Origin of the sequence: Paraburkholderia sp. RHO2 (assembly GCF_050955445.1) — a bacterium.
Classification (GTDB): domain Bacteria; phylum Actinomycetota; class Actinomycetes; order Mycobacteriales; family Mycobacteriaceae; genus Prescottella; species Prescottella agglutinans_A.
Genome location: NZ_CP162617.1, coordinates 3,864,806 through 3,889,712, shown reverse-complemented (window position 1 = coordinate 3,889,712; position 24,907 = coordinate 3,864,806). Strand labels below are relative to the sequence as shown.

General features: G+C 69.0%; 27 protein-coding genes. 14 read left to right on the top strand and 13 right to left on the bottom strand.

Translation table 11 applies throughout. The annotated features are described in order from the left end of the window. Positions 1-28 precede the first annotated feature (28 nt). Together ABTV10_RS18140 and gvpJ are read right to left on the bottom strand one after the other, a co-directional pair. Complete coding sequence (locus ABTV10_RS18140; protein ID WP_499029083.1) at positions 29-802, bottom strand: GvpL/GvpF family gas vesicle protein; 774 nt, start codon at positions 800-802, stop codon at positions 29-31. Continuing rightward, positions 799-1,176 carry a gas vesicle protein GvpJ gene (gene gvpJ / locus ABTV10_RS18135; RefSeq protein ID WP_499029081.1) on the bottom strand — a complete coding sequence of 126 codons (378 nt, stop codon included), beginning with the start codon at positions 1,174-1,176 and terminating at the stop codon, positions 799-801. Before gvpJ ends, ABTV10_RS18140 begins: the two co-directional genes overlap by 4 nt. Positions 1,177-1,395: 219 nt before the next feature. Between gvpJ and ABTV10_RS18130 the strand changes: the two genes are divergently transcribed. Continuing rightward, a complete protein-coding gene (locus tag ABTV10_RS18130) occupies positions 1,396-2,322 on the top strand; it encodes an NAD-dependent epimerase/dehydratase family protein (RefSeq protein WP_499029079.1) in 927 nt (308 codons plus the stop codon). Positions 2,323-2,398: 76 nt separating this feature from the next. Here the strand turns inward: ABTV10_RS18130 and ABTV10_RS18125 are convergent, their stop codons facing one another. Genes ABTV10_RS18125 through pcaH form a run of 6 tightly spaced genes read right to left on the bottom strand, consistent with a single transcriptional unit; the run spans position 2,399 to position 8,342 of the window. Beyond that, positions 2,399-3,610, bottom strand: coding sequence for an acetyl-CoA C-acetyltransferase (locus ABTV10_RS18125; protein WP_499029077.1), 1,212 nt, complete (start codon positions 3,608-3,610; stop codon positions 2,399-2,401). Further along, positions 3,603-4,433: an IclR family transcriptional regulator domain-containing protein gene (locus tag ABTV10_RS18120; RefSeq protein WP_499029075.1), complete on the bottom strand. Its 831-nt coding sequence runs from the start codon at positions 4,431-4,433 to the stop codon at positions 3,603-3,605. Before ABTV10_RS18120 ends, ABTV10_RS18125 begins: the two co-directional genes overlap by 8 nt. Before the next feature lie 2 nt (positions 4,434-4,435). After that, on the bottom strand, positions 4,436-5,611 hold the full coding sequence (pcaDC, locus tag ABTV10_RS18115; protein ID WP_499029073.1) for a bifunctional 3-oxoadipate enol-lactonase/4-carboxymuconolactone decarboxylase PcaDC: 1,176 nt from the start codon (positions 5,609-5,611) through the stop codon (positions 4,436-4,438). Beyond that, positions 5,608-6,957, bottom strand: coding sequence for a 3-carboxy-cis,cis-muconate cycloisomerase (pcaB, locus tag ABTV10_RS18110; RefSeq protein ID WP_499029071.1), 1,350 nt, complete (start codon positions 6,955-6,957; stop codon positions 5,608-5,610). Before pcaB ends, pcaDC begins: the two co-directional genes overlap by 4 nt. A 13-nt stretch (positions 6,958-6,970) precedes the next feature. Beyond that, complete coding sequence (gene pcaG / locus ABTV10_RS18105) at positions 6,971-7,630, bottom strand: protocatechuate 3,4-dioxygenase subunit alpha (RefSeq protein WP_499029069.1); 660 nt, start codon at positions 7,628-7,630, stop codon at positions 6,971-6,973. Next, positions 7,623-8,342: a protocatechuate 3,4-dioxygenase subunit beta gene (gene pcaH, locus ABTV10_RS18100; protein WP_499035214.1), complete on the bottom strand. Its 720-nt coding sequence runs from the start codon at positions 8,340-8,342 to the stop codon at positions 7,623-7,625. The genes pcaG and pcaH overlap by 8 nt, the downstream gene beginning before the upstream one ends. A 193-nt stretch (positions 8,343-8,535) precedes the next feature. On the opposite strand from pcaH, the gene ABTV10_RS18095 reads away from it, so the two are divergent. Further along, on the top strand, positions 8,536-9,282 hold the full coding sequence (locus tag ABTV10_RS18095) for a CoA transferase subunit A (protein WP_433613602.1): 747 nt from the start codon (positions 8,536-8,538) through the stop codon (positions 9,280-9,282). Next, on the top strand, positions 9,279-9,926 hold the full coding sequence (locus ABTV10_RS18090; RefSeq protein ID WP_499029066.1) for a CoA transferase subunit B: 648 nt from the start codon (positions 9,279-9,281) through the stop codon (positions 9,924-9,926). The genes ABTV10_RS18095 and ABTV10_RS18090 overlap by 4 nt, the downstream gene beginning before the upstream one ends. Before the next feature lie 48 nt (positions 9,927-9,974). Here the strand turns inward: ABTV10_RS18090 and ABTV10_RS18085 are convergent, their stop codons facing one another. From ABTV10_RS18085 to cofD, 4 genes are read right to left on the bottom strand one after another with little or no spacing between them, the layout of a single operon-like run. Further along, positions 9,975-11,144, bottom strand: coding sequence for an IS30 family transposase (locus ABTV10_RS18085; protein ID WP_499028866.1), 1,170 nt, complete (start codon positions 11,142-11,144; stop codon positions 9,975-9,977). Between the two features lie 51 nt (positions 11,145-11,195). Further along, positions 11,196-11,759: an NUDIX hydrolase gene (locus ABTV10_RS18080; RefSeq protein WP_499029063.1), complete on the bottom strand. Its 564-nt coding sequence runs from the start codon at positions 11,757-11,759 to the stop codon at positions 11,196-11,198. Beyond that, on the bottom strand, positions 11,760-13,106 hold the full coding sequence (locus ABTV10_RS18075; RefSeq protein ID WP_499029061.1) for a coenzyme F420-0:L-glutamate ligase: 1,347 nt from the start codon (positions 13,104-13,106) through the stop codon (positions 11,760-11,762). Continuing rightward, positions 13,103-14,122 carry a 2-phospho-L-lactate transferase gene (gene cofD, locus ABTV10_RS18070; protein WP_499029059.1) on the bottom strand — a complete coding sequence of 340 codons (1,020 nt, stop codon included), beginning with the start codon at positions 14,120-14,122 and terminating at the stop codon, positions 13,103-13,105. The genes ABTV10_RS18075 and cofD overlap by 4 nt, the downstream gene beginning before the upstream one ends. Before the next feature lie 471 nt (positions 14,123-14,593). Between cofD and ABTV10_RS18065 the strand changes: the two genes are divergently transcribed. Beyond that, entirely contained in the window at positions 14,594-14,827 is a 234-nt protein-coding gene (locus tag ABTV10_RS18065; protein WP_499035211.1) for a WhiB family transcriptional regulator, read from the top strand. A 22-nt stretch (positions 14,828-14,849) separates the two neighbouring features. Here ABTV10_RS18065 and ABTV10_RS18060 read toward each other — a convergent pair whose 3' ends face one another. Next, positions 14,850-15,341 (bottom strand): metallopeptidase family protein, encoded by a 492-nt coding sequence (locus ABTV10_RS18060; RefSeq protein ID WP_348604483.1) that lies wholly within the window; start codon positions 15,339-15,341, stop codon positions 14,850-14,852. 145 nt (positions 15,342-15,486) lie between these two features. Here ABTV10_RS18060 and ABTV10_RS18055 point away from each other — a divergent pair, with 145 nt between their 5' ends. The 10 genes from ABTV10_RS18055 (at position 15,487) to ABTV10_RS18010 (ending at position 24,877) form a co-directional block, all read left to right on the top strand. Next, positions 15,487-15,885 carry a DUF3499 domain-containing protein gene (locus tag ABTV10_RS18055; protein WP_433606121.1) on the top strand — a complete coding sequence of 133 codons (399 nt, stop codon included), beginning with the start codon at positions 15,487-15,489 and terminating at the stop codon, positions 15,883-15,885. 219 nt (positions 15,886-16,104) lie between these two features. Next, complete coding sequence (locus ABTV10_RS18050; RefSeq protein WP_499029056.1) at positions 16,105-17,487, top strand: phosphomannomutase/phosphoglucomutase; 1,383 nt, start codon at positions 16,105-16,107, stop codon at positions 17,485-17,487. A 79-nt stretch (positions 17,488-17,566) separates the two neighbouring features. Next, a complete protein-coding gene (locus tag ABTV10_RS18045) occupies positions 17,567-18,709 on the top strand; it encodes a hypothetical protein (RefSeq protein WP_499029054.1) in 1,143 nt (380 codons plus the stop codon). Continuing rightward, positions 18,709-19,956, top strand: coding sequence for a mannose-6-phosphate isomerase, class I (gene manA, locus ABTV10_RS18040; protein WP_499029052.1), 1,248 nt, complete (start codon positions 18,709-18,711; stop codon positions 19,954-19,956). The genes ABTV10_RS18045 and manA overlap by 1 nt, the downstream gene beginning before the upstream one ends. Before the next feature lie 73 nt (positions 19,957-20,029). Continuing rightward, a complete protein-coding gene (locus tag ABTV10_RS18035; RefSeq protein ID WP_499029050.1) occupies positions 20,030-20,950 on the top strand; it encodes a cation diffusion facilitator family transporter in 921 nt (306 codons plus the stop codon). A 75-nt stretch (positions 20,951-21,025) separates the two neighbouring features. Continuing rightward, a complete protein-coding gene (locus ABTV10_RS18030; protein WP_499029048.1) occupies positions 21,026-22,546 on the top strand; it encodes an amino acid permease in 1,521 nt (506 codons plus the stop codon). 106 nt (positions 22,547-22,652) lie between these two features. After that, positions 22,653-23,882, top strand: coding sequence for an alkane 1-monooxygenase (locus ABTV10_RS18025; RefSeq protein WP_499029047.1), 1,230 nt, complete (start codon positions 22,653-22,655; stop codon positions 23,880-23,882). Then, a complete protein-coding gene (locus ABTV10_RS18020; RefSeq protein WP_433606107.1) occupies positions 23,879-24,040 on the top strand; it encodes a rubredoxin in 162 nt (53 codons plus the stop codon). Before ABTV10_RS18025 ends, ABTV10_RS18020 begins: the two co-directional genes overlap by 4 nt. Positions 24,041-24,062: 22 nt before the next feature. After that, entirely contained in the window at positions 24,063-24,245 is a 183-nt protein-coding gene (locus ABTV10_RS18015) for a rubredoxin (protein WP_499029044.1), read from the top strand. Positions 24,246-24,268: 23 nt separating this feature from the next. Next, positions 24,269-24,877: a TetR/AcrR family transcriptional regulator gene (locus ABTV10_RS18010; RefSeq protein ID WP_433606104.1), complete on the top strand. Its 609-nt coding sequence runs from the start codon at positions 24,269-24,271 to the stop codon at positions 24,875-24,877. The last annotated feature ends 30 nt before the right edge of the window (positions 24,878-24,907 follow it).

Genomic DNA, 24,907 nt, shown 5'->3' with positions numbered 1-24,907 from the left:
CGGGGCGGGGCCGGCCGAAGCGCGTCGTCTATTCGGGTTTGCCGACGAAGTCGTAGGGGGCGAGGGGGCCTACCAGGCGGACGGCGACCCGGTCCCGCCACCGCTCGACCAGGTCGCCGACCTTCTCCTCGAGTTCGTGCTGTCTGGCGACCTCGAGGAGGACCGCGATCCGGAAGGCGTCTTCGTCGTGCGTGGGCTCGCGGACGGTGATCGTGTCGGTCAGTGCGAGCAGGGCATCGAATGCGACGCGCGTGTCGATCTCGCGTTTGGCGTCGAGGGTTCCGCTGATGAACTTCCCGAGCTCGATCCGAGCGTCGCGGCCGAGTTCGTCGGGCTCTTCGCGAATCCGATCGAGCAGGGCGGAGGCTCGTGGATTCTCGGCAATGATCTCGCGGATGATCGTCTCCTCGATGTAGCGACCCTGCACGAGATACTCGGCGTGGCCCTCGAGCTCGTCGAGGGCGGCGGCGAACTCGTCGACGTGCGCGGCGAGCAGTTCCTCTGCCACCGCGGCGCGATCGGACACGACGGCCCCGAACCGCAGCGGAAGCACCGGTGCCACCCGCGAGGTGCCGTCGAGGATGCGGGCGTGGGCCCGTAGATCCTCGGGCGTGCCGAGGTCGCGGGTCGGGTCGATTTCGCTGACCAGGGCCGCGATGTCACCGAGCAGGACGGTATCGAGTGGGGCGTCGTGCACGCCGGTGGCGTCGTCCGCAGCTTCGACGTCGGCGGGCACGATGCCGTACACGTAGATCCCGCCCGGCGAGGACTGGTTCTCGGTGGTGTCGTCGTCGGCGGTCATTCCCGCCTCCGTGAGCGCCGACGCGCGGGTTGGTGTTCGTGTTCGTCGTGCGGTTCGCTGAGCAGCTCGCCGATGGTCTCGCCCACCGCATCGAGGACGCCCTTGGTCTTGGATTTCGTGCTGCCACTGCCTTTCACATCGGAGACCAGGTCCGTCAGACCCATGGGTTCGCTGCCGAGCGCGAGTCGATTGGCGGCCTCGGCGAAGCGCAGGTAGGTGTCGACGCTGGCGACGACGATGCGCGCGTCGATGGTCAGCAGTTCGATGCCGACCAGCGAGACCCGCACGTAGGCGTCGATGACCAGACCCTTGTCGAGGATCGTGTCGACGACGTCGGCCAGACCACTCGAAGTGGGCCCGGTTCCTGTTGTCATCGCTGGTGCTCCTTCGCTGCGGCCTCGGAATGTTGCCGTCCGGTCCCGTGTGTAACCGGCCGCCGCCCCGAAGGACTACCCCGAAGCGGGGGGAGTCAAGCGGTCTCCGAGATCCGATACGGCTGATTTCTCGCTCGGTGAGAAACGGGGGATACGTTCGGGGATGGCGCCCCTAGGTTCGTGAGTGCTGTACCGCTCCACCTACAGAAGAGGCATTCCATGAAGATCCTGATCGTCGGCGGCACCGGCATGATCGGTGCCCACACGGCCATCCACCTGCGTGAGGCCGGTAACGACGTCACCGTCGCCGCGCGCAACCCGCTCGCCGACGATTCCCCGGTGCGGGACTTCCCGGTGCTGCTCGGCGACTACACGGAGCAGACGTTCACGGCCGAGCAGCTGGCACCGTTCGACGCCGTCGTGTTCGCGGCCGGCCAGGACATCCGCCACATGGGCCGCGGTATAGATGCCGCCGCCGAGGCGGAGTTCTGGGAGAAGACGCAGTCGGGCGGCGTGCCCCGCTTCGCGGCACTCGCCAAGCAGGCCGGTGTCTCCCGCTTCGTCCAGGTCGGCAGCTACTACCACCACCTGCGGCCGGAGTACGCGGAGACGATGCCGTACGTCGCGGCCCGCAAGGCGGCCGACGAGGGCGCTCGCGCCCTGGCCGACGACACGTTCAACGTCTCGACCTTGAATCCGCCGTCGATCCTCGGCGCGATCAGCGGCGTATCCGCCAAGCGCTACCGCAAGCTGTTCTCGTGGGCCGCGGGCAACGAGCCGCAGATCCCGGACTTCGCCCCGGCCGGCGGCACGAACTACATGTCGGCGCACTCGCTGGCCGAGGCGATCTGGGGTGCGCTGCAGCGCGCCGAGTCCGGCAAGGCGTACCTGATCGGCGATCAGAACCTCACGTTCGCCGAGTACTTCCAGTTGCTCGTCGACGCCACCGGCGGCAATCGCACCATCGAGGCGCGTGACGAGGAGCACCCGCTGCTGCCCGACAGCTTCATCGTGCAGGGCCGCGGCAACGTCATCTCGTACGAGACCGATCCGGACGAGACTGCTCTGCTCGGCTACACCAAGGGCGACTGCGCACGCGCACTCGCCGAGATGTACGAGATCGTGCAGGCGGCCACGGCTCGCTGACGGCGCACCGTTCCCGATCGAGAAGGCCGGTCCCGCGGATCATTCCGCGGGACCGGCCTGCTTGTGATGTTCGGGGTCAGGCGATGCGCTCGAACACCGCGGCCAGGCCCTGGCCGCCGCCGATGCACATCGTCTCGAGGCCGTAGCGGGCCTCGCGGCGGTCCATCTCGCGCAGCAGCGTCGCGAGGATGCGGGCACCGGTCGCCCCGACGGGGTGGCCGAGCGAGATGCCCGAGCCGTGGGGGTTCAGGCGCGCATCGTCGGGTTCGAGGCCCCACGTGCGGGTCACCGCGAGGGCTTGGGCGGCGAACGCCTCGTTGAGTTCGATGACGTCCATGTCGGCGAGTGTGAGACCCAGGCGGGTAAGGGCCTTCTCGCTCGACGGCACCGGGCCGATGCCCATCGTGCGCGGCGGGACACCGGCCACGGCCCAGCTCGCGAGCCGGGCGAGCGGACGCAGGCCGAGCGCCTTCGCCTTCTCGGCGGTGGTGACGATCGCGATGGCGGCGCCGTCATTCTGGCCGCTGGCGTTGCCGGCCGTCACCGTGGAGTCGGGGTCGATCTTCGAGCGGATGGCCCGCAGCGTGGCGAGGGACTCGAGGTTCGTGTCCGCGCGGGGGTGCTCGTCGGTGTCGACGATCAGCGGATCGCCCTTGCGTTGCGGGACCGTCACCGGGACGATCTCCTCGGCGAAGACGCCGCTGCGCTGCGCGGCGACGGCGCGCTGGTGCGACTGGACGGCCAGGGTGTCCTGGTCCTCGCGGCTGATGGAGAACTCGGCGCGCAGATTCTCGGCGGTCTCGATCATGCCGCCGGGCACCGGGTAGTTGCGGCCGCCGGCGGTCACGCGGGCGCGGGCGAGGCGGTCGTTGAGGGCGAGCGACTCGCCGCGGACGCCGTAACGCATCCCGGTGGCGTAGAACTCGGCCTGGCTCATCGACTCGACGCCGCCGGCGAGGACGAGGTCGCTGCCACCGGACTGGACCTGCATCACGGCCTGGATGATCGCCTGCAGGCCGGAACCGCAGCGGCGGTCGACCTGGAGGCCCGGGACGTCGACGCCCAGTCCGGCGTTGAGGGCGGCGATGCGGCCGATCGCCGGGGCTTCGCCGCCGGGGGATGCCTGGCCGAGGATGACGTCGTCGATGTCGGCTCCGGAAATGCCGGTGCGCGTGACGAGTTCGGTGATGACGGTGGCCGCGAGGTCCTCGGGCGCGATGTCCCGGAAGACGCCGCCGAAGCGGCCGACTGGGGTGCGGAGCGGTTCGCAAATGACGGCGTCAGGCATGTCTGTTCCCTTGGTGCGAAGGCGATTGTGTCTGGGTGCGGGCGAGGTCCGCCGAGATGGCGTCCGCGGTCGCGACGGCCGCGGGGACGAGCGTGTCGTAGACGGCCTCGGTCGTGTAGCGGGCGGACTGCGTCGAGATGTTCACTGCCGCGACGACGGCGCCGTCCCGATCGCGGATGGGCGCGGCCAGCGAGCGCAGCCCCTCCTCGAGTTCCTGGTCGACGACGCAGAATCCGTCGGAACGGATCTTGTCGAGTTCGGCGCGCAGCGCGTCGGGTGTCGCGATGGTGCGTCCGGTGAGCGGGGTCAGTTCCACGCTCGCCAGGTAGGCGTCCAGGTCGGCGGGGCCGAGCCCGGCCAGCAGCACGCGGCCCATCGACGTCGCGAACGCGGGGAAGCGGGTGCCGATCGTGATGGAGACCGTCATGATCCGCCGGACCGGGACGCGGGCGACGTACACGACGTCACCGTCGTCGAGGATCGACACCGACGTCGACTCGTTGACCCGTTCGGACAGTTCCTCGAGGTGCGGTGCGGCGATGTCGGGCAGCGACAGGCTCGACAGGTAGCTGTAGCCGAGTTCGAGCACGCGCGGCGTGAGCCAGAACGCGGAGCCGTCGGTGCGGACATAGCCGAGTTCGGTGAGGGTGAGCAGGAACCGACGGGCGGTCGCGCGGGTGAGGTCGGTGGCGCGTGCCACGTCGCTGAGCGTGCGGCGCGGGGTCTCGGCATCGAACGCCTTGATGACGGACAGCCCGCGGGCGAGGGACTGCACGTAGTCGGTCGAGGCCCCGGTCGGTTCGGTCCCACTCGTATTCGTCACGGTCACGTACTCCCATCGGTGGCGCCCGCCAGGTCGGCGAGGGCCTGCTTGCCGAGCGCGAACGCCCGGTTGCTGTTCGGCACACCCGCGTACACCGCGGTGTGCAGGAATACTTCCACGAGCAGGTTCGGGTCCATCCCGGCGCGCAGCGCGGCCCGGATGTGCATGTCGAGTTCGTGCTCGTTGCCGACCGCGGTGAGGATCGCGAGGGTGAGCAGGCGGCGGGTGGGATGGTCGAGGCCGTCGCGGGCCCAGATGTCGCCCCACGCGGTGCGGGTGATGAAGTCCTGGAACGGCTCGGTGAACGGCGTGCTGCCCGCGATCGCCCGGTCCACGTGCGCGTCGCCGAGTACCGAGCGGCGCACCGACATTCCGACGTCGTGCACCGCGCGGCGGGCGACGCCGACCGGGGTGGCCGCGGCGACGTGACGTTCGATCAGGCGGGTGATCGCACCGGCCTGCTCGACGTTCGCGAGGTGTGCGCCGGGGGAGACGACGTGGAACTCGGCGCCGGCGATGCCGTCGGCGATCGCGCGCAGCGCGGGCGGTGGGGTGGGGCCGTCCTGCTCGGCGGCGATCACCAGCGTGGGTGCGACGATGCGGGCGAGGTCGGCGCGCCCGTCCCACTGCGACAGGGCCTCGCAGCACGCGGCGTACCCCTCGTCGGAGGTGCCCGACACCATCGCGACGTGGCGGGTCACCAGCTCCGGATCCCGCTGCGCCAGTTCGGGCGTGAACCAGCGGCCGACCACGGTCTCGGCGATCGAGGCGACGCCGTCGGCGCGGACGGTCGCGGCGCGGTCGAGCCACGGCTGCGCCGGCGCGAACTGCGCCGACGTGCACATCACCGTCAGGGTCCGCACCCGCGACGGGTGGTGCGCCGCGAGCCACTGCCCGACGGCGCCGCCGAGCGAGAGACCCACGAAGTGCACCGCGTCCAGACCGAGCCGGTCGAGCAGCGCGATCACGTCGCCGCCCAGGTCGGCCATCGTGTACGGACCGGCGGGGGCGGGCGAGCCACCGTGGCCACGGTGGTCGACGGCGATGACGTGGTGGCCGCTCGACAGCGCGTGGATTTGCGGATCCCACATGTACAGGTCCGAGCCCAGCGAGCCGAGCAGCAGGACCGCGGGCGCGGCGGGGTCGCCGTGCGTCTGGAAATGCAGGTCCACTGTCATGGATGTCCTCCGGTGGTGCGGGCGGGCCGTGCCGCCCGGTTGGCGAGGGCACGGTCGACGAGGTCGACGGCGTGGCCGAGATAGTGGGACGGGTCCAGCAGGTCACGGAGCCTGTCGGCGGACAGGTGCGCGGTGATGTCGGGCGCCTGGTCCAGCGGGACGCCCGACGCGGCTGCGGCGGTGACGATGTCGCGGGCCGAATCGGTGTGCTCGGAGAGCGCTCCGGTCACCCGTTCGGCGAGGATCAGTCCGCCCGTGATCCCGAGGTTGCGGGCCAGGGCGTCGGCGTCGACGCGCAGCCCGCCGATGCTCGACGCGAGTCGGTGCGTCGCGCCACCGGTGAGCCGGAGCAGATCGGTGACCGTCTCCCATTCGGCGTGCCACGCACCGGCCGCGCGGGCGAACTCGTGGTCCATCGACGACAGCGCCGTCGCGACCAGTCCTGGAACCCGGCGCGCGGCGGCGCGCGCGGTGATGGCGGCGACGGGATTCTGCTTGTGCGGCATGGCCGACGAGCCGCCCGGGGCGTCCTCGGCCACCTCACCGAACTCGGTGGACGCCATCAGCGTGATGTCGGTGGCCGGCTTCGACACCGCTCCCGCGGCGACGCCCAGTGCCGTGGCCAGCGCCGCGACGGGGATGCGGGTGGTGTGCCAGGGAACCACCTGTCGGGCCAGTCCGAGTTCGTCCGCCAACGCGTCGGCCAGGTCGAGTCCGCGGGGTGCGGTCGCGGCCAGAGTGCCTGCCGCGCCGCCGAACTGGACCGGTAGCGCCGACAGCGCCCGGTCGAGCGTGCGGGCGGCGTCGTCGAGCCCGGTGAACCACGACACCGCGAGGGCGCCGAAGGTGGTGGGCAGTGCCTGCTGCCCGAGCGTGCGCGCCACCATCGGGGTGCTCCGGTGCCGGGCCGCGAGGTCGGCGGCGGCGTCGGCCGCGGTCCGCAGGTCGGCGAGGACCTTTCGGCCCGCCCGGCGTGACATCAGCATCAGGGCCGAGTCCATGACGTCCTGGCTGGTGGCGCCCACGTGCACTGCGGCGGCGGGCACACCGTCCTCGGCGCACGCGGACCGCAGGATCCGCACGAGCGGGATCACCGGGTTGCCGCCGGACGCGGACCGGTGGCCGAGGTCGGCGATGTCGATCGCGCCGGGCTCGGCGAGCCGGGCGGCCACCGCGGTCACGGTCGCCGCGTGCTCGGCGGTCACCAGGCCGACGTCGGCGGCCGCGCGGGTCAGGGCGGCCTCCACCTCGAGCAGGGCCCGCACCCACGCGAGATCCGAGATGTCTTCGGCGAGAGCGTCTGCGCCGAAGACGGGATCGAACAGTTCGCCGCGGGTGTAGGTCACGAGAGGCTCCTGATCACAGCTCGAAGAACGGCGTCTCGACACCGTCGGGATCGCTGTCCTGAACATAGACCGTGAGGCTGTAGCCGTCGTCGGTCTTGCGCGCGATCAGCTTGGGACGCTGCGACTCGGGCAGCGACGTCAGCACCGGGTCGGTGGCGTGCGCATCCGTGTCCTCGGGGAAGTACAGCCGCGTGTACAGGCGCTCGAGCATGCCGCGGGCGAAGATGCCCACGTTCACGTGCGGAGCCTCGACGGCGTCGTTCTCGGCGGGCAGCGCACCCGGCTTGACCGTATGGATCACCGCGGTGCCGGTGTCGTCGGCGCCGGCGCGCCCGAAACCCCGAAATCCCGCAGGAACCGGTTCGGCTGCGCGGCGCGGGTCGTCCGGATGCGCGAAGCGGCCCGCCGCGTCGGCCTGCCACGTCTCGACCATCGCGTCCGCGACCGGCACGCGGTCCCCGTCGATCACGGTGACGTACAGGGCGATCCGGCCCGGAGTGCCCTCGGGTGCCGCGTCGGGTCCGTCCGGCCACGGCAGGCCGATGTGCCAGTAGGGGCCCACGGTCTGCGAGGGGGTGACACCGAACGCGGCGGTGGTGAAGTCGCCCGGCGTGACCGGGTACGTGGGTGCGGTGTTCTGCGGTCCGGCGGTCTGCGGGGCAATGTCAGTCATCGTGATCCTCGTCCTCGAACGGGGTGGCGTCGCGTCCGCGCAGGACGATGTCGAAACGGAAGCCCAGGGCCCAGTCGGCCACGGTCGCGTCGTAGTCGAAGACGCTGACCATCCGGTGCCGCGCCTCGGCGGGGACCGCGTTGTAGATCGGGTCCTGGAAGAACAGCGGGTCGTCCGGGAAGTACATCTGCGTCACCAGTCGCTGCGTGAACGATCGTCCGAACAGCGAGAAATGGATGTGCGACGGCCGCCACGCGTTGTCGTGGTTGCGCCACGGGTACGCGCCCGGCTTGATCGTGGTGAACGTGTAGTGGCCGTCCGCGTCGGTGACGCATCGGCCGACGCCGTCGAAGTGCGGATCCAGGGGAGCGGGCCAGTTGTCGCCGGTATGGCGGTAGCGGCCGCCGGCGTTGGCCTGCCACACCTCGAGCAGCGTGTTCGGGACGGGCTTGCCGTTCGCATCGAGGACCCGGCCGTGGACGATGATCCGCTGTCCCTGCGCCTCGCCGCCGCGGACGACCGTCAGATCGGCGTCGCCGGGCTGGACGCGGTCCTCACCGAACACCGGTCCGGTGATCTCACCGAGCCGTTGCGGGAGCAGCCTCAGGGGCTGGCGCGGGCTGCGCAGCCGGGTGGTCTTGTAGTCGGCGAAGTCCGGCGGCGCGTTCACGCCGTCGCCGGCGGGCCGGTACTGCGGGGGCAGATGAAGCATGTGAGACCTCATGGGGGGAACCGTGGAACAGGTGCGGGGGGCTGAATCGAGGCTGTTCGCAATGTGGACGATGTGACGCTATACGAACAACGTAGTGGGTGCGGGCGCGGCAATCAATGACCGCGCGCCAGTATGTTCGCCATGCGGACGAGGGTTCACAATACGCACAGACCGTCGTATGCTGGCCGTCATGATGGACAAAGTCATTGCCACAGCGGCCGAGGCCGTCGCCGACATCCCGGACGGCGCGACCATCGCGGTCGGCGGATTCGGCCTGGTCGGGGTGCCCGAGATCCTGATCAACGCGCTCCTCGACCAGGGCGCCACGGACCTGGAGACGGTGAGCAACAACTGCGGCACCGACGGCTTCGGGCTCGGCGTGCTGCTCGAGAAGGGCCGCATTCGCCGCACCATCAGTTCGTATGTGGGTGACAACAAGGAGTTCGCGCGGCAGTACCTGTCGGGCGAACTCGAGGTGGAGTTGACGCCGCAGGGCACGCTCGCCGAGCGTCTGCGCGCCGGCGGCGCCGGCATCCCGGCCTTCTTCACCCCGGCCGGTGTCGGGACCCAGGTCGCCGAGGGCGGGCTGCCGCGTCGCTACGACGGCAACGGCGGCGTCGCGGTCGCGAGCCCGGTCAAGGAGACCCGCGAGTTCGACGGGACGACGTACGTCATGGAGCGCGGCATCGCCGCCGACTACGCGCTCGTGCACGCGTGGAAGGGCGACCGCCACGGCAACCTCGTGTACCGGCGCAGTGCCCGCAACTTCAACCCGCCCGCGGCCGCGTCCGGTCGCATCACCATCGCGCAGGTCGAGCATCTCGTCGAACCCGGGGAGCTGGATCCGGACCAGATCCACACCCCGGGCATCCACGTGCAGCGCGTCGTGCACGTCGGCAAGGTCACTGTCGGAATCGAGAAGCGAACGGTACGAGCATGACTCAGGTTGTTGCACAGAAGCTGACGCGCGAGCAGATGGCCGCGCGCGTCGCGCAGGAACTGTCCGACGGGCAGTACGTCAACCTCGGCATCGGCATGCCCACCCTGGTGCCGAACTACATCCCCGACGACATCACGGTGGTGCTGCACTCGGAGAACGGCGTCCTGGGCGTGGGCCCGTACCCCACCGAGGACGAACTCGACCCCGAACTCATCAACGCCGGCAAGGAGACCATCACGGTCCTGCCCGGAGCGTCGTACTTCGACTCGTCGCAGTCTTTCGGGATGATCCGCGGCGGCCAGGTGGACGTCGCGGTGCTCGGGGCGATGCAGGTGAGCGCCACGGGTGACCTCGCCAACTGGATGATTCCCGGCCACATGGTCAAGGGCATGGGCGGCGCGATGGACCTCGTCCACGGCGCCAAGCGGGTCATCGTGATGATGGAGCACGTCTCCAAGAAGGGTGAGCCCAAGATCCTCGACGAGTGCACGCTGCCGCTCACCGGCAAGGCCTGCGTGCAGCGGATCATCACCGACATGGCCGTGCTCGACGTCACCGACGAGGGCCTGCGACTGGTCGAGACGGCCCCCGGTATCAGCGTCGACGATGTCGTCGCGGCCACCGCGGCCGAGCTGGTGGTGTAGGCGGCTCCGCCGCCCGTGCGCCTTTCCGGTAGCTCCCGCTAGGCGGATTCATGCGGTCGTTGCAACGAGGGCCTCGTCGAGACGCTCGGCTGGAGTATGCCAGTCGAGCGTCTTGCGGGGCCGTTCGTTGAGTTCGTCGGCGACGAACTGCAGGCGCTCGGCGGTGTGAACGGCCAGGTCGGTGCCCTTGGGGAAGTACTGGCGCAGCAGTCCGTTGGTGTTCTCGTTCGAGCCGCGCTGCCAGGGTGAGCGGGGGTCGCAGAAGTAGACCTGGACGCCGGTGTCGACGGTGAACTGGGCGTGCCGGGTCATCTCGGTGCCCTGGTCCCAGGTGATCGAGCGGGCCAGTGCAGCGGGCAGTTCCCGGATCTTGGCGGCCATCGCGACGTTGACGTGTTCGGCGGAGTGACCGTCGGGCAGGTGCAGCAGCATCACGAACCGGGTGGAACGTTCGACCAGGGTGCCGATCGCGGACCGGTTGCCGGCACCCATGATCAGATCGCCCTCCCAGTGGCCGGGCACGGCCCGGTCCCCGGCCTCGGCGGGACGCTCGGAAATGTTGATCATGTCGGGGATCCGGCCCCGCCGCTCGTCGGGCTTGCGGCTACCCTGACGCAACACCCTTCCGGTCCGAAGATGCTGTGTCAGTTCCCGTTTGAGTCCTCCGCGGGCCTGGACATAGAGCGAGAGGTAGATCGTTTCGTGGGACACACGCATCTCCGGATCGTCGGGGAACTCACGCACCAAGGCGCGTGAGATCTGCTCCGGAGAATGATTCTTCCCGAGCCGGGACTGCACGAACGTCCGCAGCCGCTCGCACGAGTTCAGCTTCGCTGGTTTCGGTCGTTTCGCCCGCGCTTGGGCGGCCCGGTGCGCTGTGGAGGCGATGTAGTAGCCACGCTTGTTCGTGCCCCGGGCGATCTCTCGGCTGATCGTCGACGGGGACCGCCCCAACGCCGCGGCGATCTCGTGTTGCTTCTTTCCGGCCTGCAGCAGTTCGGAGAGCGTCTCACGATCCTCGAGGGACAGGTACCGGCCCGACGGTGGTGGCGTCCGGCGGGGACGAACCCCACCGGACGCCACCAGCCACCGCTGCGCCGTCGAATACGCCACCGATGCCGCACCCGCGGCCGCTGCCGTCGACGCGCCCTCGCTACGGCACTGCCAGAACTTCAGCCGAGCATGCGCCGGCGCCGGCGGCCGACCGATCCACACCATCTGCAACACCCTCCAGGATCAGGGATGTTGCAACGACCGATTGAACTCGCCCTACCGAAAGTGCGCACGGGCGCGCAGCGCCAGATGATCGATCGTCTGCTTCTCCGCCCCGTCGGGCAGCGCGTCCAGCGGGAACCAGCGCAGGTCCTGAGACTCGTCGCTGATCGTGATCGGCACCTCCGACGCCGGTCCGGGCGCGATGACGAGGAAACGCAGATCCAGGTGGCGGGTGGGCACGCCCAATGAGCACGTGATCGGGTGAGTGTGCGCCGACAGCATCCGCGGCTCGATGCGCAGCCCCTCGATGCCCGACTCCTCCCGCGCCTCCCGCAGCGCCGCCGCGACGACGGTGTCGTCACCCTCCTCGCAGTGTCCGCCCAGCTGGATCCACCGGCCCACCCGCGGATGCAGCGTGAGCAGCACGTGATCGCCGCCCTCGTCGAGGACCAGCGACGACGCCGTGATGTGCCCGGCCGCGTGCGAGCGCAGGCAGCCGTCCGGCGCCGAGTCCAGGAACGCGAGCATCGTGTGCCGCAACGACTCCGCGTCGTCCGAATCGGTGTCCCAGTTCACCAGGGCCTCACGCGCGGATGCGTGCAGTGATCGCGCCGACATTCACAGCTCCAGCAGGGCGTCGCCCGGAACTCGTGGTTCGCGTGGCGTCAGCGGTTCCGTGGGATGTCCGACGGCGATCGCCCCGAGCGGCTGCCAGTCCGCCGGCAGCTCGAGCTCGGCCCGGACCGTGTCGGCGGCGAAGATCGTCGACCCGATCCAGCAGCTCCCGATGCCCCGCGTGGCGAGCGACACCAACAGTGCCTGGACCGCGGCGCCCACCGCGACCGTGAACATCGTCGACTCGGCCCGCGTGCGACGTTCGTCCGCATACTCGTGCGCGCCGTCCGGCACGCAGAACGGGATCACGATCTCGGGGGCGCGGAAGAGGATGTCGCCGCGGGCAACTCGCCGCTCGATCCGCTCCTCGCTCATCCCGTCCGCGGCGAGATCCTCACGCCACCGCTGCTGCATCGTGTCGAGCAGACGCTTGCGGACGTCGGGGCTGCGCAGCCACACGAAGCGCACCGGGCGGGTGTGGTGCGGGGCCGGCGCGGTGAGCGCCTCCGCGATGGCAGCGCGCAGTGCATCTTCGTCGACGGGCTCATCGGAGAACTCGCGGACCGAACGTCGCAGCAGCAGTGCCTCGCGCCGGCCCAGCTCGAACGACTCCGCGGTGCCGAGCCAGAACAGGTCCTCGGGCCCGCGACGGATCAGCTTCTGGGCGGCCGATCCGTCGTCGTCGAGACCGAGCCCACGGACGACGGCCACCGGCATGCCGCCCAGCTTGCCCTTCACGAGGTCGCCCGCGGCAGCGATCTCGTCGGCGACGGCGATCTCCGTGACGAACAGTTCGTTGCCCTGGCTGTCGACCGCACCCGCGTACGCGTGCAGGACCGGGACGCCCGACGCTCCGATCGCCGCGTCGATCTGGCCGATGCGCCAGGCACGTCCCATCGTGTCTGTCACGACGACCGCGACGTCGACGCCGAGTCGAGACTTGATGTCGGCGCGCAGTTTCCGTGCGCTGGCGTCAGGATCCTCGGGCAGCAGAGCCAGTTCGGCGCCGTCGACGTTCGAGCCGTCGATCCCCGACGCTGCTTGCACGATGCCGAGCTTGTTCTCGGTGATGAGGGTGCGTCCCTTGCGCGCCACCACCCGGACCGCCTCCTGGTCGACCAGGACACGGCGTGCGGCGTCGCGCTCGTCGGGATCGGTGGGGGACTGCACGATCCGCCCCTCCACCTTCGAGAACACCTTGCTCGTGACGACGAGCACGTCGCCGTCGGCGAGCCAGGGTGCCGCGTCGGTGATCGCCGATGCCAGGTCGTCGCCCGGTCGGAACTCGGGAAGGCCCGGGACGGGCAGGATCTCGATCGCCCGTCCGGCACCGTGATCGCGGACACTCACAAGCTCACTCCGGCAACGTCGAATGCGGCGCGGACCATCTCGGCGGTGGCCTCGGGATCGGTCATCAGCAGCGGCACGCTACGGACCTCGACGCCGGGGACGTCGGCCTCGTCGGTCGAGTGGATCAGCCAGCCGTCGAGGATGCCGGTGCCCGACCGCGCACCGTAGTGGCGGCCGATCGCCTCCGCGGACGTCTCGACGCCGATCACCTCGAGGCACTCGTCGGCCATGCCGCGCAACGGCTTTCCGCCGATGATGGGGGACAGGCCCACGATCTTCGCCTTGGTGGTCCGCAGTGCGCCGCGGATGCCGGGAACCGCGAGGATCGCGCCGATGCTGACCACCGGATTCGACGGTGCCAGCAGGATGATGTCGGCGGACTCGATCGCCTCGAGCACGCCCGGCGCCGGCTTCGCCTGCTCCGCACCGATGTACGCGAAGCTGTGCGTCGGGATCTGCGCTCGGTAGCGGACCCACCATTCCTGGAAGTGGATCGCCTTCTGCTGCTCACCCGCCGGATCCGCCTCGGCCTCGGGATCGGTGACGACGACGTGGGTTTCGCTGCGATCGTCGGTGACCGGAAGCAGTGCGACACCGGGCTTCCAGCGGTTGCACAGTGCCTCGGTGACGGCGGAGAGCGGGTATCCGGCGCGCAGCATCTGGCTGCGGATCAGATGTGTCGCGATGTCGCGGTCACCGAGTCCGAACCAGTCGGGCTGGGCGCCGTACGCCGCGAGTTCCTCTTTGGCATTCCAGGTTTCGCCGATGTGACCCCAGCCGCGCTCCGGGTCGATGCCCCCGCCCAGGGTGTACATGCAGGTGTCGAGGTCCGGGCAGATGCGCAGGCCGTGCATCCACACGTCGTCGCCGACGTTGACGACGGCGGTGATTCGATGGTCGGTCTCCGCGGGGGAGTTCGGGTCCCCGGGGGCGCCGTCACCGACCGCGCCGCCGAGCAGACTTCGAACTCCTTGGAGGAAACGGGCCCCTCCGACGCCGCCAACCAATACAGTCACATTCACAACTCGAAGCCTATGCGGTGGTGTCGCATGCCACTCGGCGCAGTCTCTTCGGCCGAGTTGTACCACGCTGCTCGGGGGGTGTGGGATGGTAGACGACTTTCCGTTTCAGCTTGACCCGACACGCCAGGGCATGTCTAATCACATGTATGTCATTCCAGGTTCGAGGGGCGAGTTCACTTGGAGCGACCCTCGGCTCGACCGATCGTTCGGGCGAGAGCCAGGACGATCGTCGGGGTGGGAGCGGCAGAACGCGATTCGAGAAGAATTCACATTTTCTGCGCTAAATACAGGTGAGGAGGCGGAGCGATGATGCCCTACCAGCACTACGAGTTCGAAACTCCTCTGAGCGTGGTCGGCAACGAACCGACCGATTCTGATGCCGGTGCAACGGGAGGCGCCGGCTTCGAAGACTTCGAGCTCGGGGTCACGGTTCCCCAGCTGAGTCTGATCCCAGGTTTCGACGCGATGTTCGAGGCCGAGGAGGAGCAGTGGCAGGACCGCGCGCTGTGCGCGCAGACCGACCCCGAGGCCTTCTTCCCGGAGAAGGGCGGGTCCACTCGCGAGGCCAAGCGCATCTGCATGGGCTGCGAGGTCCGGGGCGAGTGCCTCGAGTACGCGCTCTCGAACGACGAGCGATTCGGCATCTGGGGCGGGCTCTCCGAGCGTGAGCGCCGGCGCCTCAAGCGCGGAATCATCTGACGGGCGCAGTCGCCCGCAGTTTCTAGTCGTCGGCCCCGGGCAGATCGGGGTCGATCACCTCGGGGTCCACCCCGAGATACGTCGACACCTGCTCCACGAGCACGTCGTGGACGAGGTCCTCGAGATCGTGAGGATCCTTGGCGCGCAATTCGATTGGGCGACGGAACAATACGATACGGGCGCGTGTCGCGGTCCCGTGTCGGTCGATGCCGGCCGGGATGAGCCGCGACAGTGGTACCGGTCCGTCGGCGACCACTTCGGGCGGCCAGTTCACCGAATCGGGGTCGATCGCCCGGATCCGGGGAACGTCGTCCACCGCGATGTCGAGTTTGGTGAGGCGGTCGTGCCATCGCGCGTCGATCGGCTCGAATGCGCCCAGAACCAGGTGATCGAACTTCTCCGCGCGTGTCCGCGCCGCCGGCAGGTCCGGTGGGAAGAGCGGGCCGCGGATGCCTCGGCCTCGCCGCGCGACCGATCGTGAAGTCAGCGGGCGGGGGCGACGAGATCTAGCCATGTAGGCGAGATTACAGCGGCTGTCCAACACCCCCGTCGCGTCACCGGTCCCGTCGGCTCGGGCGCTCTCCCGTCCGTCGTTCGGACGCCGTGTATCGGTGTGTCCGAGTAGGTCAACTTGAAACTTGGGGTTAGTCTCCTTGCTTGTGAGATCACTGCGTCGATGCTGCCGACCTGGGTGCAAGAACCCTGCTGTCGCGACCTTGACGTACGTGTATTCGGATTCCACTGCAGTCGTCGGCCCCCTGGCCACGGTCGCGGAACCGCACTCGTGGGACCTGTGTGAGACCCACGCCTCGAGGATCACCGCGCCCAAGGGGTGGGAACTCGTGCGGTACGAGGGCGGCTTCTCGTCCAGCACGCCCGACGAGGACGATCTCACCGCGCTTGCCGAGGCTGTCCGTGAGGCGGGACTGGGTGAGCGCCCCCGCACCGACGCCGGTTCCTCCGAGTCGCGGCCCGGTGCGGTGTCACCGTCGGCTCCGCCCACCGCGCGCACCGGTCGTCGCGGTCACCTCCGGGTCCTGCCCGATCCCGCGAACTGAGCGGCTCGTAACTTCCCGTGCCCTGACCGGTGCGTCGCGTCCGTGTCGTTTTTCCTGGTCGAACCATGTCTCCAGAACCAGACAATTCGCTCAGGAAGCGCAGTCGGGGCACTCCCCACTAGGCTCGGTGGAACGACTCGGCCGGGCAACCGGCCGAGTCGATCAATCGGTGGGACGAACAACGTCTGTCGCATCAACGAACAGCAGGAGAAACCAGCAGTGGCTCGATCCGTCGAATCCGTGAGTGCCGTGATCAAGGCTTACGACGTGCGTGGTGTCGTGGGCGAACAGATCGATGCCGACTTCGTCCGCGACGTGGGCGCGTCGTTCGCCCGGCTCGTGCGGGACGAGCAGACCGGTGGCGAGCGTGTGACGCGGATCGCGATCGGCCACGACATGCGGGACTCGTCGCCCGAGCTGTCACGGGCCTTCGCCGAGGGCGTGACCACGCAGGGCCTCGACGTGGTGCACATCGGCCTGGCGTCCACCGACCAGCTGTACTTCGCGTCGGGAGTGCTCGACTGCCCGGGTGCGATGTTCACTGCGAGCCACAACCCGGCCAAGTACAACGGCATCAAGCTCTGCCGGGCCGGCGCCAAGCCCGTCGGGCAGGACACCGGCCTCGCCGTGATCGCCCGCGAGGTCGCCGACGGGGTCCCGGCGTACGACGGCGCGGCCGGGACCGTCAGCGAGGACGACGTGCTCGAGCAGTACGCCAGCTTCGTGCGCGGGCTCGTGAACCTGTCCGAACTGCGGCCGCTGAAGATCGCCGTCGACGCCGGCAACGGCATGGGCGGACACACCGTGCCCGCGGTGTTCGGCCCGATGCCGGTGACCGTCCTGCCGCTCTACTTCGAGCTCGACGGCAGCTTCCCGAACCACGAGGCGAACCCGCTCGATCCGGCCAACCTGGTGGACCTGCAGAACTTCGTGCGCGAAACCGGCGCCGACATCGGCCTGGCCTTCGATGGTGACGCCGACCGCTGCTTCGTCGTCGACGAGAAGGGCAACCCGGTCTCGCCCTCGGCGGTGACCGCGCTCGTCGCCGACCGTGAGCTCGCGAAGGAGCCCGGCGGCACGATCATCCACAACCTGATCACGTCCCGTTTCGTCCCCGAACTGGTCGAGAAGCTCGGCGGCACCGCGGTGCGTACCCGCGTCGGCCATTCGTTCATCAAGCAGCAGATGGCCGAGACCGGCGCGGTGTTCGGCGGTGAGCACTCCGCGCACTACTACTTCCGTGACTTCTGGGGTGCCGACTCGGGCATGCTCGCGGCGCTGCACGTGCTGGCGGCGCTCGGCGAGCAGGATCGTCCGCTGTCGGAGTTGATGCAGTCGTACGAGGGTTACGCGGCGTCCGGCGAGATCAACTCGACCGTCGCGGATGCCGCCGAGCGCACGGCCGCGGTCGTCGATCTCTTCGCGGACCGGGCGGTGTCCGTCGACCGCCTCGACGGCGTCACCGTCGACCTCGCGGATGGCGCGTGGTTCAACCTGCGCGCGTCCAACACCGAACCCCTGCTGCGCCTGAACGTCGAGGCGCGCACGCCGGCGGACGTCGACGCACTCGTCACCGAGATCCTCGCTGCTGTGCGCGCCTAGTCGGTGAATTGCTGGGATACTCGAGTCACCTGAACTCGTCGGGGGGACAGGGAGTGGGAGAAAGGGAGGTGTGTCCGTCATGACAGCTCCGTCGTCTCTGCTCGATCTCGATGACGCCGATGCACTGCTGGCCGCGGACGTCGACGGCTCGCTCCGATTCGCCGCGCTCGGCGGCGCGCAGATCCGTGCCACCCAGGCGGCGGTGGAGGAAGAGGACGGCCTCGCGCGGCTGCGCGGTCTGCAACCGCGCAGCGTGGTGCTCGTCACCGGTGAGGGCCCGGCCTCCCGCGCCGCGGGCCTGGTCACCGCCGCGATCGGTAGCCGGATCGGCATCCCCCTGGTCGAGAGCGTGGACACCCCGCTGTGGGTCGGGCCCCTGGACGTCGTGGTGGTGGCGGGGGACGACGCCGGTGACCCGCGGCTGGTCGAGTCCGTCGACCGTGCGCTGCGGCGCGGCGCGGAGGTGGTCGTCGCCGCCCCCGACGAAGGTCCGCTGCGGGCTGCGGGCGCGGGTCGAGCAACGGTACTGCCGCCCCGTGTGGCGGTTCCCGACCATCACGGGTTGCTGCGGTACCTCGCGGCCTTCCTCGCGGTCCTGGTCGCGATCGAGTCCGAGCGGGCCGCGAAGGTGTGTCCCGACCTGGGTCGCCTCGCGGACGCCCTGGACGAGGAGTCGTTGCGCGATCACCCGCGCAACGAGGTCTTCCACAATCCGGCGAAGTCGCTCGCGGCACGGATGCAGGGCCGGCGCGTCGTCCTCTCCGGCGACACCCGCGCCACCACGCACCTGGCACGCCACGGCGGCGAGATCCTGCTGCGTAGCGGCGCCGCCGTCGCCGCGGCGACGGACCTGTCGGGCGTTCTCGCCGGTGTGCCCCGCTTCGGATCGGTGGCGACCGCGATGCCACCCGATTACGACCCGTTCTTCCACGACGAGGAACTCGACGGCCCCGTGCCCGGCATGCCGCTGCGGGTGTTCGTCTTCGCTGCAGAGGCGGACCGGCCCGTCGTCGAGCGCCGGGTCGCCGCCCTGCCGGACGCCGACGTCGTCGTCGCGGCATCGGAGCAGGCGGGTCCGCCGGGACCTCAGGGGCCGCAGGGTCCTCCGGGATCGTCCACCGCGGCTCCAGCCGCCACGCGGACGGAGATCGAACAGCTTGCAGTTCTCGTCGGCCGCCTCGAGATGAGCGCGGCATACCTACGTTTGATCGGTGGTAACTAGTGCGCCAACTCGAAGGTGCGCTCCGGTCCTATGCATGGGGGTCGCGGACCGCGCTCGCGGAGCTGTGCGGACGTCCGAGCCCCAGCGCGCATCCGGAAGCGGAACTGTGGTTGGGGGCCCATCCGGGTGATCCCGCGCGGGTGATCGAGGACGGTGGGGACCGGTCCCTGCGCGACGTCGTCGACGCCGCCCCGGCCCGCGAACTCGGCGAGCGGTGCGTCGCCGAGTTCGGTGAGCGCCTGCCGTTCCTCCTGAAGGTCCTCGCGGCCGAGGAGCCGTTGTCGTTGCAGGCACACCCGAGCGCGGAGCAGGCGCGGGAAGGCTTCGCCCGCGAGGAGGCGTCGGGGATCCCGGTCGACTCGGCCGAGCGGAACTACCGTGACGCCAGCCACAAGCCGGAGCTGGTGGTGGCGCTCACCCGATTCGAGGCGCTCGCGGGATTCCGGGATCCGCACCGGACGGTGCGGTTGCTCGGCGCCCTGCAGGTGCCCGAACTCGAACCGTACGTCGGTCTGCTTGCGGGACAACCCGATTCGGGCGGACTCCGGGCACTGTTCACCACGTGGATCACGTTGCCGGCGCAGGCTCTCGCGACGTTGCTCCCGGCGGTCCTGGACGGCTGCGTCGCCTACCTGTCGAACGCCGAGCCCGGTGGGATCGAGTTCGCACAGGAGGTGCGGACCGCCCTCGAACTCAGCGAGGGCTATCCGGGTGACGCCGGCGTCCTGGCGTCGTTGCTCCTCAACCGGGTCACGCTCGAGCCGGGGCAGGGGCTGTTCCTCGACGCCGGAAACCTGCACGCGTACCTCCACGGTACGGCCGTGGAGATCATGGCGAACTCGGACAACGTCCTACGCGGCGGGCTCACCCCGAAGCACGTCGACGTCCCGGAGTTGTTGCGCGTCCTCGACTTCGACACCGTGGACGTTCCGGTCCTGACGCCCGCCGCGACCGATCGTGACGGCGAGGTCGCGTACCGGACCCCGGCGCCGGAGTTCCGGCTGTCCCGCATCGATCTCGACGCCTCCGGCGGCGGAGCGGGCGCGGCGACGAGCTTCGAACCGGACGGCCCCCAGATCGTGCTGTGTACGTCGGGCGCGGCCAAGTTGGGGTGCGGACCGCAGTCGTTGATGCTCGAACGCGGCGCAGCGGCCTGGATCTCCGCCTCGGACAACGAGGTTCACATCCAGGCCTGCGCCGAGGACACTCAGCTGTTCCGGGCCGGTGTGGGGATCGTCGAGGCGTGACCGAGCGGTTCGCGGCTTTCCGGGGTGATCACGTAGCCTGTGAGCCGCTCGAATTCGACGAGAGGAGTGGCCGGTGTCGGCAAACGGCGGTAAGAAGGCGATTTTCGCGGCGCTGACCGCGAACGCGGGAATCGCGGTGGCCAAGTTCACCGGCTTCCTGATCACCGGATCGTCGTCGATGCTCGCGGAATCGGTTCACTCGGTGGCCGACACGTCCAACCAGGGACTGCTGCTGTTCGGGCAGAACCGCGCCGAGAAGCAGGCCGACAAGCTCCACCAGTTCGGTTACGGGCGCAACCGCTACTTCTACTCGTTCGTGGTGGCCCTGGTGCTGTTCACCTTGGGCTCGCTGTTCGCGATCTACGAGGGTGTGCACAAGATCCAGCACCCCGAGGAACTGTCGTCGCCGATCGTGGCCGTCGTGATCCTGCTGGTCGCGATCGCGCTCGAGACGTACAGCTTCGTCACCGCGATCGGCGAATCGCGTCCACTCAAGGGCAACGCGAGCTGGTGGGGCTTCATCCGCACGTCCCGCACCCCCGAACTTCCCGTCGTCCTGTTGGAGGACACCGGTGCACTGATCGGTCTCGTGCTCGCGCTCGGTGGCGTGGGGCTCACGATGATCACCGGGGACCCGGTGTGGGACGGCATCGGCACCCTCTGCATCGGCGCGCTGCTGGGCATCATCGCCATCGTCCTCATCGTCGAGATGAAGAGCCTGCTGATCGGTGAAGGGGCGACCCAGGACGAGGAGGACCGGATCCTGACCGCCCTCGTCGACGGTGTCCGGATCGATCGAGTGATCCACTGCCGCACCCAGTACCTCGGCCCCGAGGAGATCCTGGTGGCGGCGAAGGTGGGGATCGCGCCGGGTTCCGGAATCGAGGACGTCGCGTCGGCGATCGACGAGGCCGAGGTCCGCATTCGCACCGCCGTTCCGGCCGCACGGCTGATCTACATCGAGCCCGATCTGTACCGCGTCATGGCGGACTAGCCGTTTCGGAAACCGTGCTGATGCGGTTCTCCGGGCATAGGCTGTCGACCATCCCCACCTCCCGAGGAGGCAGTGATGGCGACACCGGACCGGAAGGCTGTGCCGGGACGTTCCCGGAATGCTCGCTCAGGGCTGTTCCGCACCAAGTCGGTCGAGCAATCGATTCTCGAAACGGACGAGCCCGAGACCAAGCTCCGTAAGGACCTCACGGCGTGGGATCTGACGGTGTTCGGTGTCGCGGTCGTGATCGGTGCGGGCATCTTCACCCTCACTGCCCGGACTGCGGGCAACGTCGCCGGACCGTCGGTATCGCTCGCGTTCGTGTTCGCGGCGATCGCGTGTGCGCTGGCCGCGCTGTGCTACGCGGAGTTCGCGTCCACGGTCCCGGTCGCGGGCAGCGCCTACACGTTCTCGTACGCCACGTTCGGCGAGTTCGTCGCGTGGATCATCGGCTGGGACCTCATCCTCGAGTTCGCGCTCGCGGCATCGGTGGTGGCGAAGGGCTGGTCGCTGTATCTCGGTGAGGTACTGGGCAGTTCGAGTCCGGTGTTTCACATCGGATCCCACGAGGTCGACTGGGGCGCCGTGCTGATCATCGCGATCATCACGGTGCTCCTGGCGACCGGTACCAAGCTCTCTTCGCGGGTCTCGGCCGTGATCACCGCGATCAAGGTCGCCGTCGTCCTCTTCGTCGTGGTGGTCGGCGCGTTCTACATCAAGGGCGAGAACTACTCGCCGTACATCCCGCCCTCGGAATCCGGGTCGACGGGGGAGGGCATCCACCAGTCGCTGTTCTCGTTCATCACCGGTGCCGGCGGGAGCACCTTCGGCTGGTACGGCCTGCTCGCCGCGGCGAGCCTGGTGTTCTTCGCGTTCATCGGTTTCGATGTGGTCGCCACCACCGCCGAGGAGACGAGGAACCCGCAGACGGCGTTGCCCCGAGGCATTCTCGGCTCGCTCGCGATAGTGACCGTGCTGTACGTCGCGGTCTCCCTTGTCCTCACCGGCATGGTGAACTACACCGAGCTGGCCGGCGACGACTCGACGCTCGCCACGGCGTTCGCGCTCAACGGGATGGACTGGGCGAAGAACCTCATCTCGTTCGGTGCGCTCGCCGGCCTCACCACCGTCGTCATGGTGCTGATGCTGGGACAGACCCGCGTGCTGTTCGCGATGTCACGTGACGGGCTGATGCCGAGGTCGCTGGCGCCGACCGGCAAGCACGGCACACCGGTGCGGATCACCGTCCTGGTCGGTGTGGTCGTCGGCCTCCTCGCCGCGTTCTTCCCGATCGGAACGCTCGAGGAGATGGTCAACATCGGCACCCTGTTCGCGTTCGTGCTGGTGTCGATCGGTGTCGTCGTCCTGCGGCGTACCCGACCCGACCTGCCTCGCGGATTCCGGGTGCCGCTCGTGCCGCTCGTGCCGATTCTCGCGGTCCTCGCCTGCCTGTGGCTGATGCTCAACCTCTCGGTCGAGACGTGGCTGCGCTTCGTCGTGTGGATGGCGATCGGTGTCGTCGTCTACTTCTCCTACAGCCGCAGGCACTCGATGCTGGCGGTTCGGGCTCGGGCAGTGGCCCACGACGAGACCTGACTTTACAAATCGATCTATTTGTCTAGACGGAATACATCCAGCCGCGTATCGTCCATTCCATGGTGATGCCGCTCATAGTCGAGCGGTCGTGTGGAAGGGGAGAGCGATGGCGAGTGATGTGGGGCAGCCAACCCCCGCGGCGCCGGTGTGGCGGGACAAGAAGCGGTACCTGTGGCTGCTGGGGCTGATCCCTCCCACCGCGATCTTCGTCGCGATGGGCCTGGTGTGGCTCACGAATCGGGCGGGGCTGGACGCCGTCGCTCCCGTGTGGTGGTGGATCGGACCGCTGCTCGTCTACGGGCTGCTGCCGATCCTCGACCTCTGGTTCGGCGCCGACGGGCAGAACCCGCCCGACGAGGTGATGGAGCAGCTCGAGAACGACCGCTACTACCGCTGGTGCACCTACGCCTACATTCCCTTTCAGATCCTGACCGTCGTCGTCGCCTGCTACCTGTGGTCGGCCGACGACCTGGGTTGGCTCGGGATCGACGGGGGGCTCGGTGTGGTGTCGAAGATCGGGCTCGCGATCAGTGTCGGCTGCGTCGCCGGGATCGGCATCAACACCGCGCACGAACTGGGGCACAAGAAGGACGACCTCGAGCGCTGGCTGTCGAAGATCACGTTGGCGCAGTCGTTCTACGGGCACTTCTACATCGAGCACAACCGCGGACACCACGTGCGGGTCGCGACGCCCGAGGACCCGGCGAGTTCACGTTTCGGAGAGAGCTTCTGGGCGTTCCTGCCCCGCAGTGTGTGGGGGAGTCTGCGCTCGTCGTGGAACCTCGAGAAGGCGCGGCTCGAACGGCTGGGCAAGGGGCCGTGGACGATTCGCAACGACGTGCTGAACGCGTGGGCGATGTCGGTGGTGTTGTTCGGCGTGTTGATCGCGGTGTTCGGGTGGGAGGTGGCGCCGTATCTGGTGCTGCAGGCGGTGTTCGGCTTCACGCTCCTCGAGACCGTCAACTACCTCGAGCACTACGGGCTGCTCCGGCAACGGACGGATCGGGGGCGCTACGAGCGCTGCACGCCCGCGCACAGCTGGAACAGCGACCACATCTGCACCAACATCTTCCTGTACCACCTGCAACGGCACAGCGATCACCACGCGAACCCGACGCGGCGCTACCAGACGTTGCGCAGCATGGACATTGCGCCGAATCTGCCGAGCGGCTACGCCAGCATGATCATGCTCGCCTACGTGCCGCCGCTGTGGCGCGCCGTCATGGACAAGCGCGTGCTCGACCACTACGAAGGCGACATCACGAAGGTGAACCTGCAGCCGAGCAAACGCGAGAAGCTGCTGGCGGCACACGGAGCGCGTGGGGGTGCGGCATGAGTGCGTACCGGTGCCCGGTGTGCGAGTACGTGTTCGACGAGGCGGTCGGGGCGCCACGCGAAGGATTCCCCGCCGGCACGGCGTGGGAGTCGGTGCCCGACGACTGGTGCTGCCCCGACTGCGGGGTCAGGGAGAAAGTCGATTTCGAACCCGTGTGACGGGGGAACTGGATTGGTGATCATGAAGGACTACAAGCTCTATCAGTGTGCGCAGTGCGGATTCGAGTACGACGAGGAACTCGGCTGGCCGGAAGAGGGCATCGCACCCGGCACCCGGTGGGAGGACATTCCCGACGACTGGCGGTGTCCGGACTGCGGTGCCGCCAAGGAGGACTTCTTCATGGTCGAAGTCGAACGAAGCTGAGGGCAGTCTCTAGGCTCGACGCCATGAGCGAGTCACAACCCCGGACGCCGTATCCGGAGGCCTCCCGGCTGCTGCTGCGGGAGTCGATCCTCGGTGCGGTCCGCGATCTCCTGCTCGAGCGGGACTGGTCGGCCGTGACGATGTCGGACGTCGCAGCGGCGGTGGGGGTCAGCCGGCAGACGCTGTACAACGAGTTCGGTAACCGGCAGGGGCTCGCCGAGGGGTATGCGTTGCGCCTCGTCGACCAGTTCGTCGACGCCGTCGCGGCGGCGGTCTACGCGCACGTCGGCGACGCGCGCGCCGCCCTCGTCGACGGTTTCACGGTGTTCTTCCAGGCCAGCGGCGCCGATCCGCTGGTCGGGTCGCTGCGCAGCGGCGCGGCGAAACCGGATCTGCTGCGGATCGTCACGACCGACAGCGCTCCGCTCGTCGAACGCGCGTCGGAGCGGTTGGCGGAGACGTTCCGGCGGAGCTGGGTTCAGGCCTCGGAGGCGGATGCCATGGTCCTGAGCCGCGGTGTCGTCCGGGTCGCGCTCAGCTACATCTCGATGCCGCCGACATCGGATCGTGACGATGCGCAGGAGTTGGCGTCACTGCTGTCGCCGTTCGTGGACGTCGTGACACGCGTGTGAGGAACTTCTGAGGTACTGCCCGTCCCCGGG

Excerpts from the sequence above, each read along its gene's own strand:
- ABTV10_RS18140 (WP_499029083.1), bottom strand. The coding sequence starts at position 802 with ATGACCGCCGACGACGACACCACCGAGAACCAGTCCTCGCCGGGCGGG.
- gvpJ (WP_499029081.1), bottom strand. The coding sequence starts at position 1,176 with ATGACAACAGGAACCGGGCCCACTTCGAGTGGTCTGGCCGACGTCGTC.
- ABTV10_RS18130 (WP_499029079.1), top strand. The coding sequence starts at position 1,396 with ATGAAGATCCTGATCGTCGGCGGCACCGGCATGATCGGTGCCCACACG.
- ABTV10_RS18125 (WP_499029077.1), bottom strand. The coding sequence starts at position 3,610 with ATGCCTGACGCCGTCATTTGCGAACCGCTCCGCACCCCAGTCGGCCGC.
- pcaDC (WP_499029073.1), bottom strand. The coding sequence starts at position 5,611 with ATGACAGTGGACCTGCATTTCCAGACGCACGGCGACCCCGCCGCGCCC.
- pcaG (WP_499029069.1), bottom strand. The coding sequence starts at position 7,630 with ATGACTGACATTGCCCCGCAGACCGCCGGACCGCAGAACACCGCACCC.
- pcaH (WP_499035214.1), bottom strand. The coding sequence starts at position 8,342 with ATGCTTCATCTGCCCCCGCAGTACCGGCCCGCCGGCGACGGCGTGAAC.
- ABTV10_RS18095 (WP_433613602.1), top strand. The coding sequence starts at position 8,536 with ATGGACAAAGTCATTGCCACAGCGGCCGAGGCCGTCGCCGACATCCCG.
- ABTV10_RS18090 (WP_499029066.1), top strand. The coding sequence starts at position 9,279 with ATGACTCAGGTTGTTGCACAGAAGCTGACGCGCGAGCAGATGGCCGCG.
- ABTV10_RS18085 (WP_499028866.1), bottom strand. The coding sequence starts at position 11,144 with ATGGTGTGGATCGGTCGGCCGCCGGCGCCGGCGCATGCTCGGCTGAAG.
- ABTV10_RS18080 (WP_499029063.1), bottom strand. The coding sequence starts at position 11,759 with ATGTCGGCGCGATCACTGCACGCATCCGCGCGTGAGGCCCTGGTGAAC.
- ABTV10_RS18065 (WP_499035211.1), top strand. The coding sequence starts at position 14,594 with ATGTTCGAGGCCGAGGAGGAGCAGTGGCAGGACCGCGCGCTGTGCGCG.
- ABTV10_RS18060 (WP_348604483.1), bottom strand. The coding sequence starts at position 15,341 with ATGGCTAGATCTCGTCGCCCCCGCCCGCTGACTTCACGATCGGTCGCG.
- ABTV10_RS18045 (WP_499029054.1), top strand. The coding sequence starts at position 17,567 with ATGACAGCTCCGTCGTCTCTGCTCGATCTCGATGACGCCGATGCACTG.
- ABTV10_RS18030 (WP_499029048.1), top strand. The coding sequence starts at position 21,026 with ATGGCGACACCGGACCGGAAGGCTGTGCCGGGACGTTCCCGGAATGCT.
- ABTV10_RS18025 (WP_499029047.1), top strand. The coding sequence starts at position 22,653 with ATGGCGAGTGATGTGGGGCAGCCAACCCCCGCGGCGCCGGTGTGGCGG.
- ABTV10_RS18020 (WP_433606107.1), top strand. The coding sequence starts at position 23,879 with ATGAGTGCGTACCGGTGCCCGGTGTGCGAGTACGTGTTCGACGAGGCG.
- ABTV10_RS18015 (WP_499029044.1), top strand. The coding sequence starts at position 24,063 with ATGAAGGACTACAAGCTCTATCAGTGTGCGCAGTGCGGATTCGAGTAC.
- ABTV10_RS18010 (WP_433606104.1), top strand. The coding sequence starts at position 24,269 with ATGAGCGAGTCACAACCCCGGACGCCGTATCCGGAGGCCTCCCGGCTG.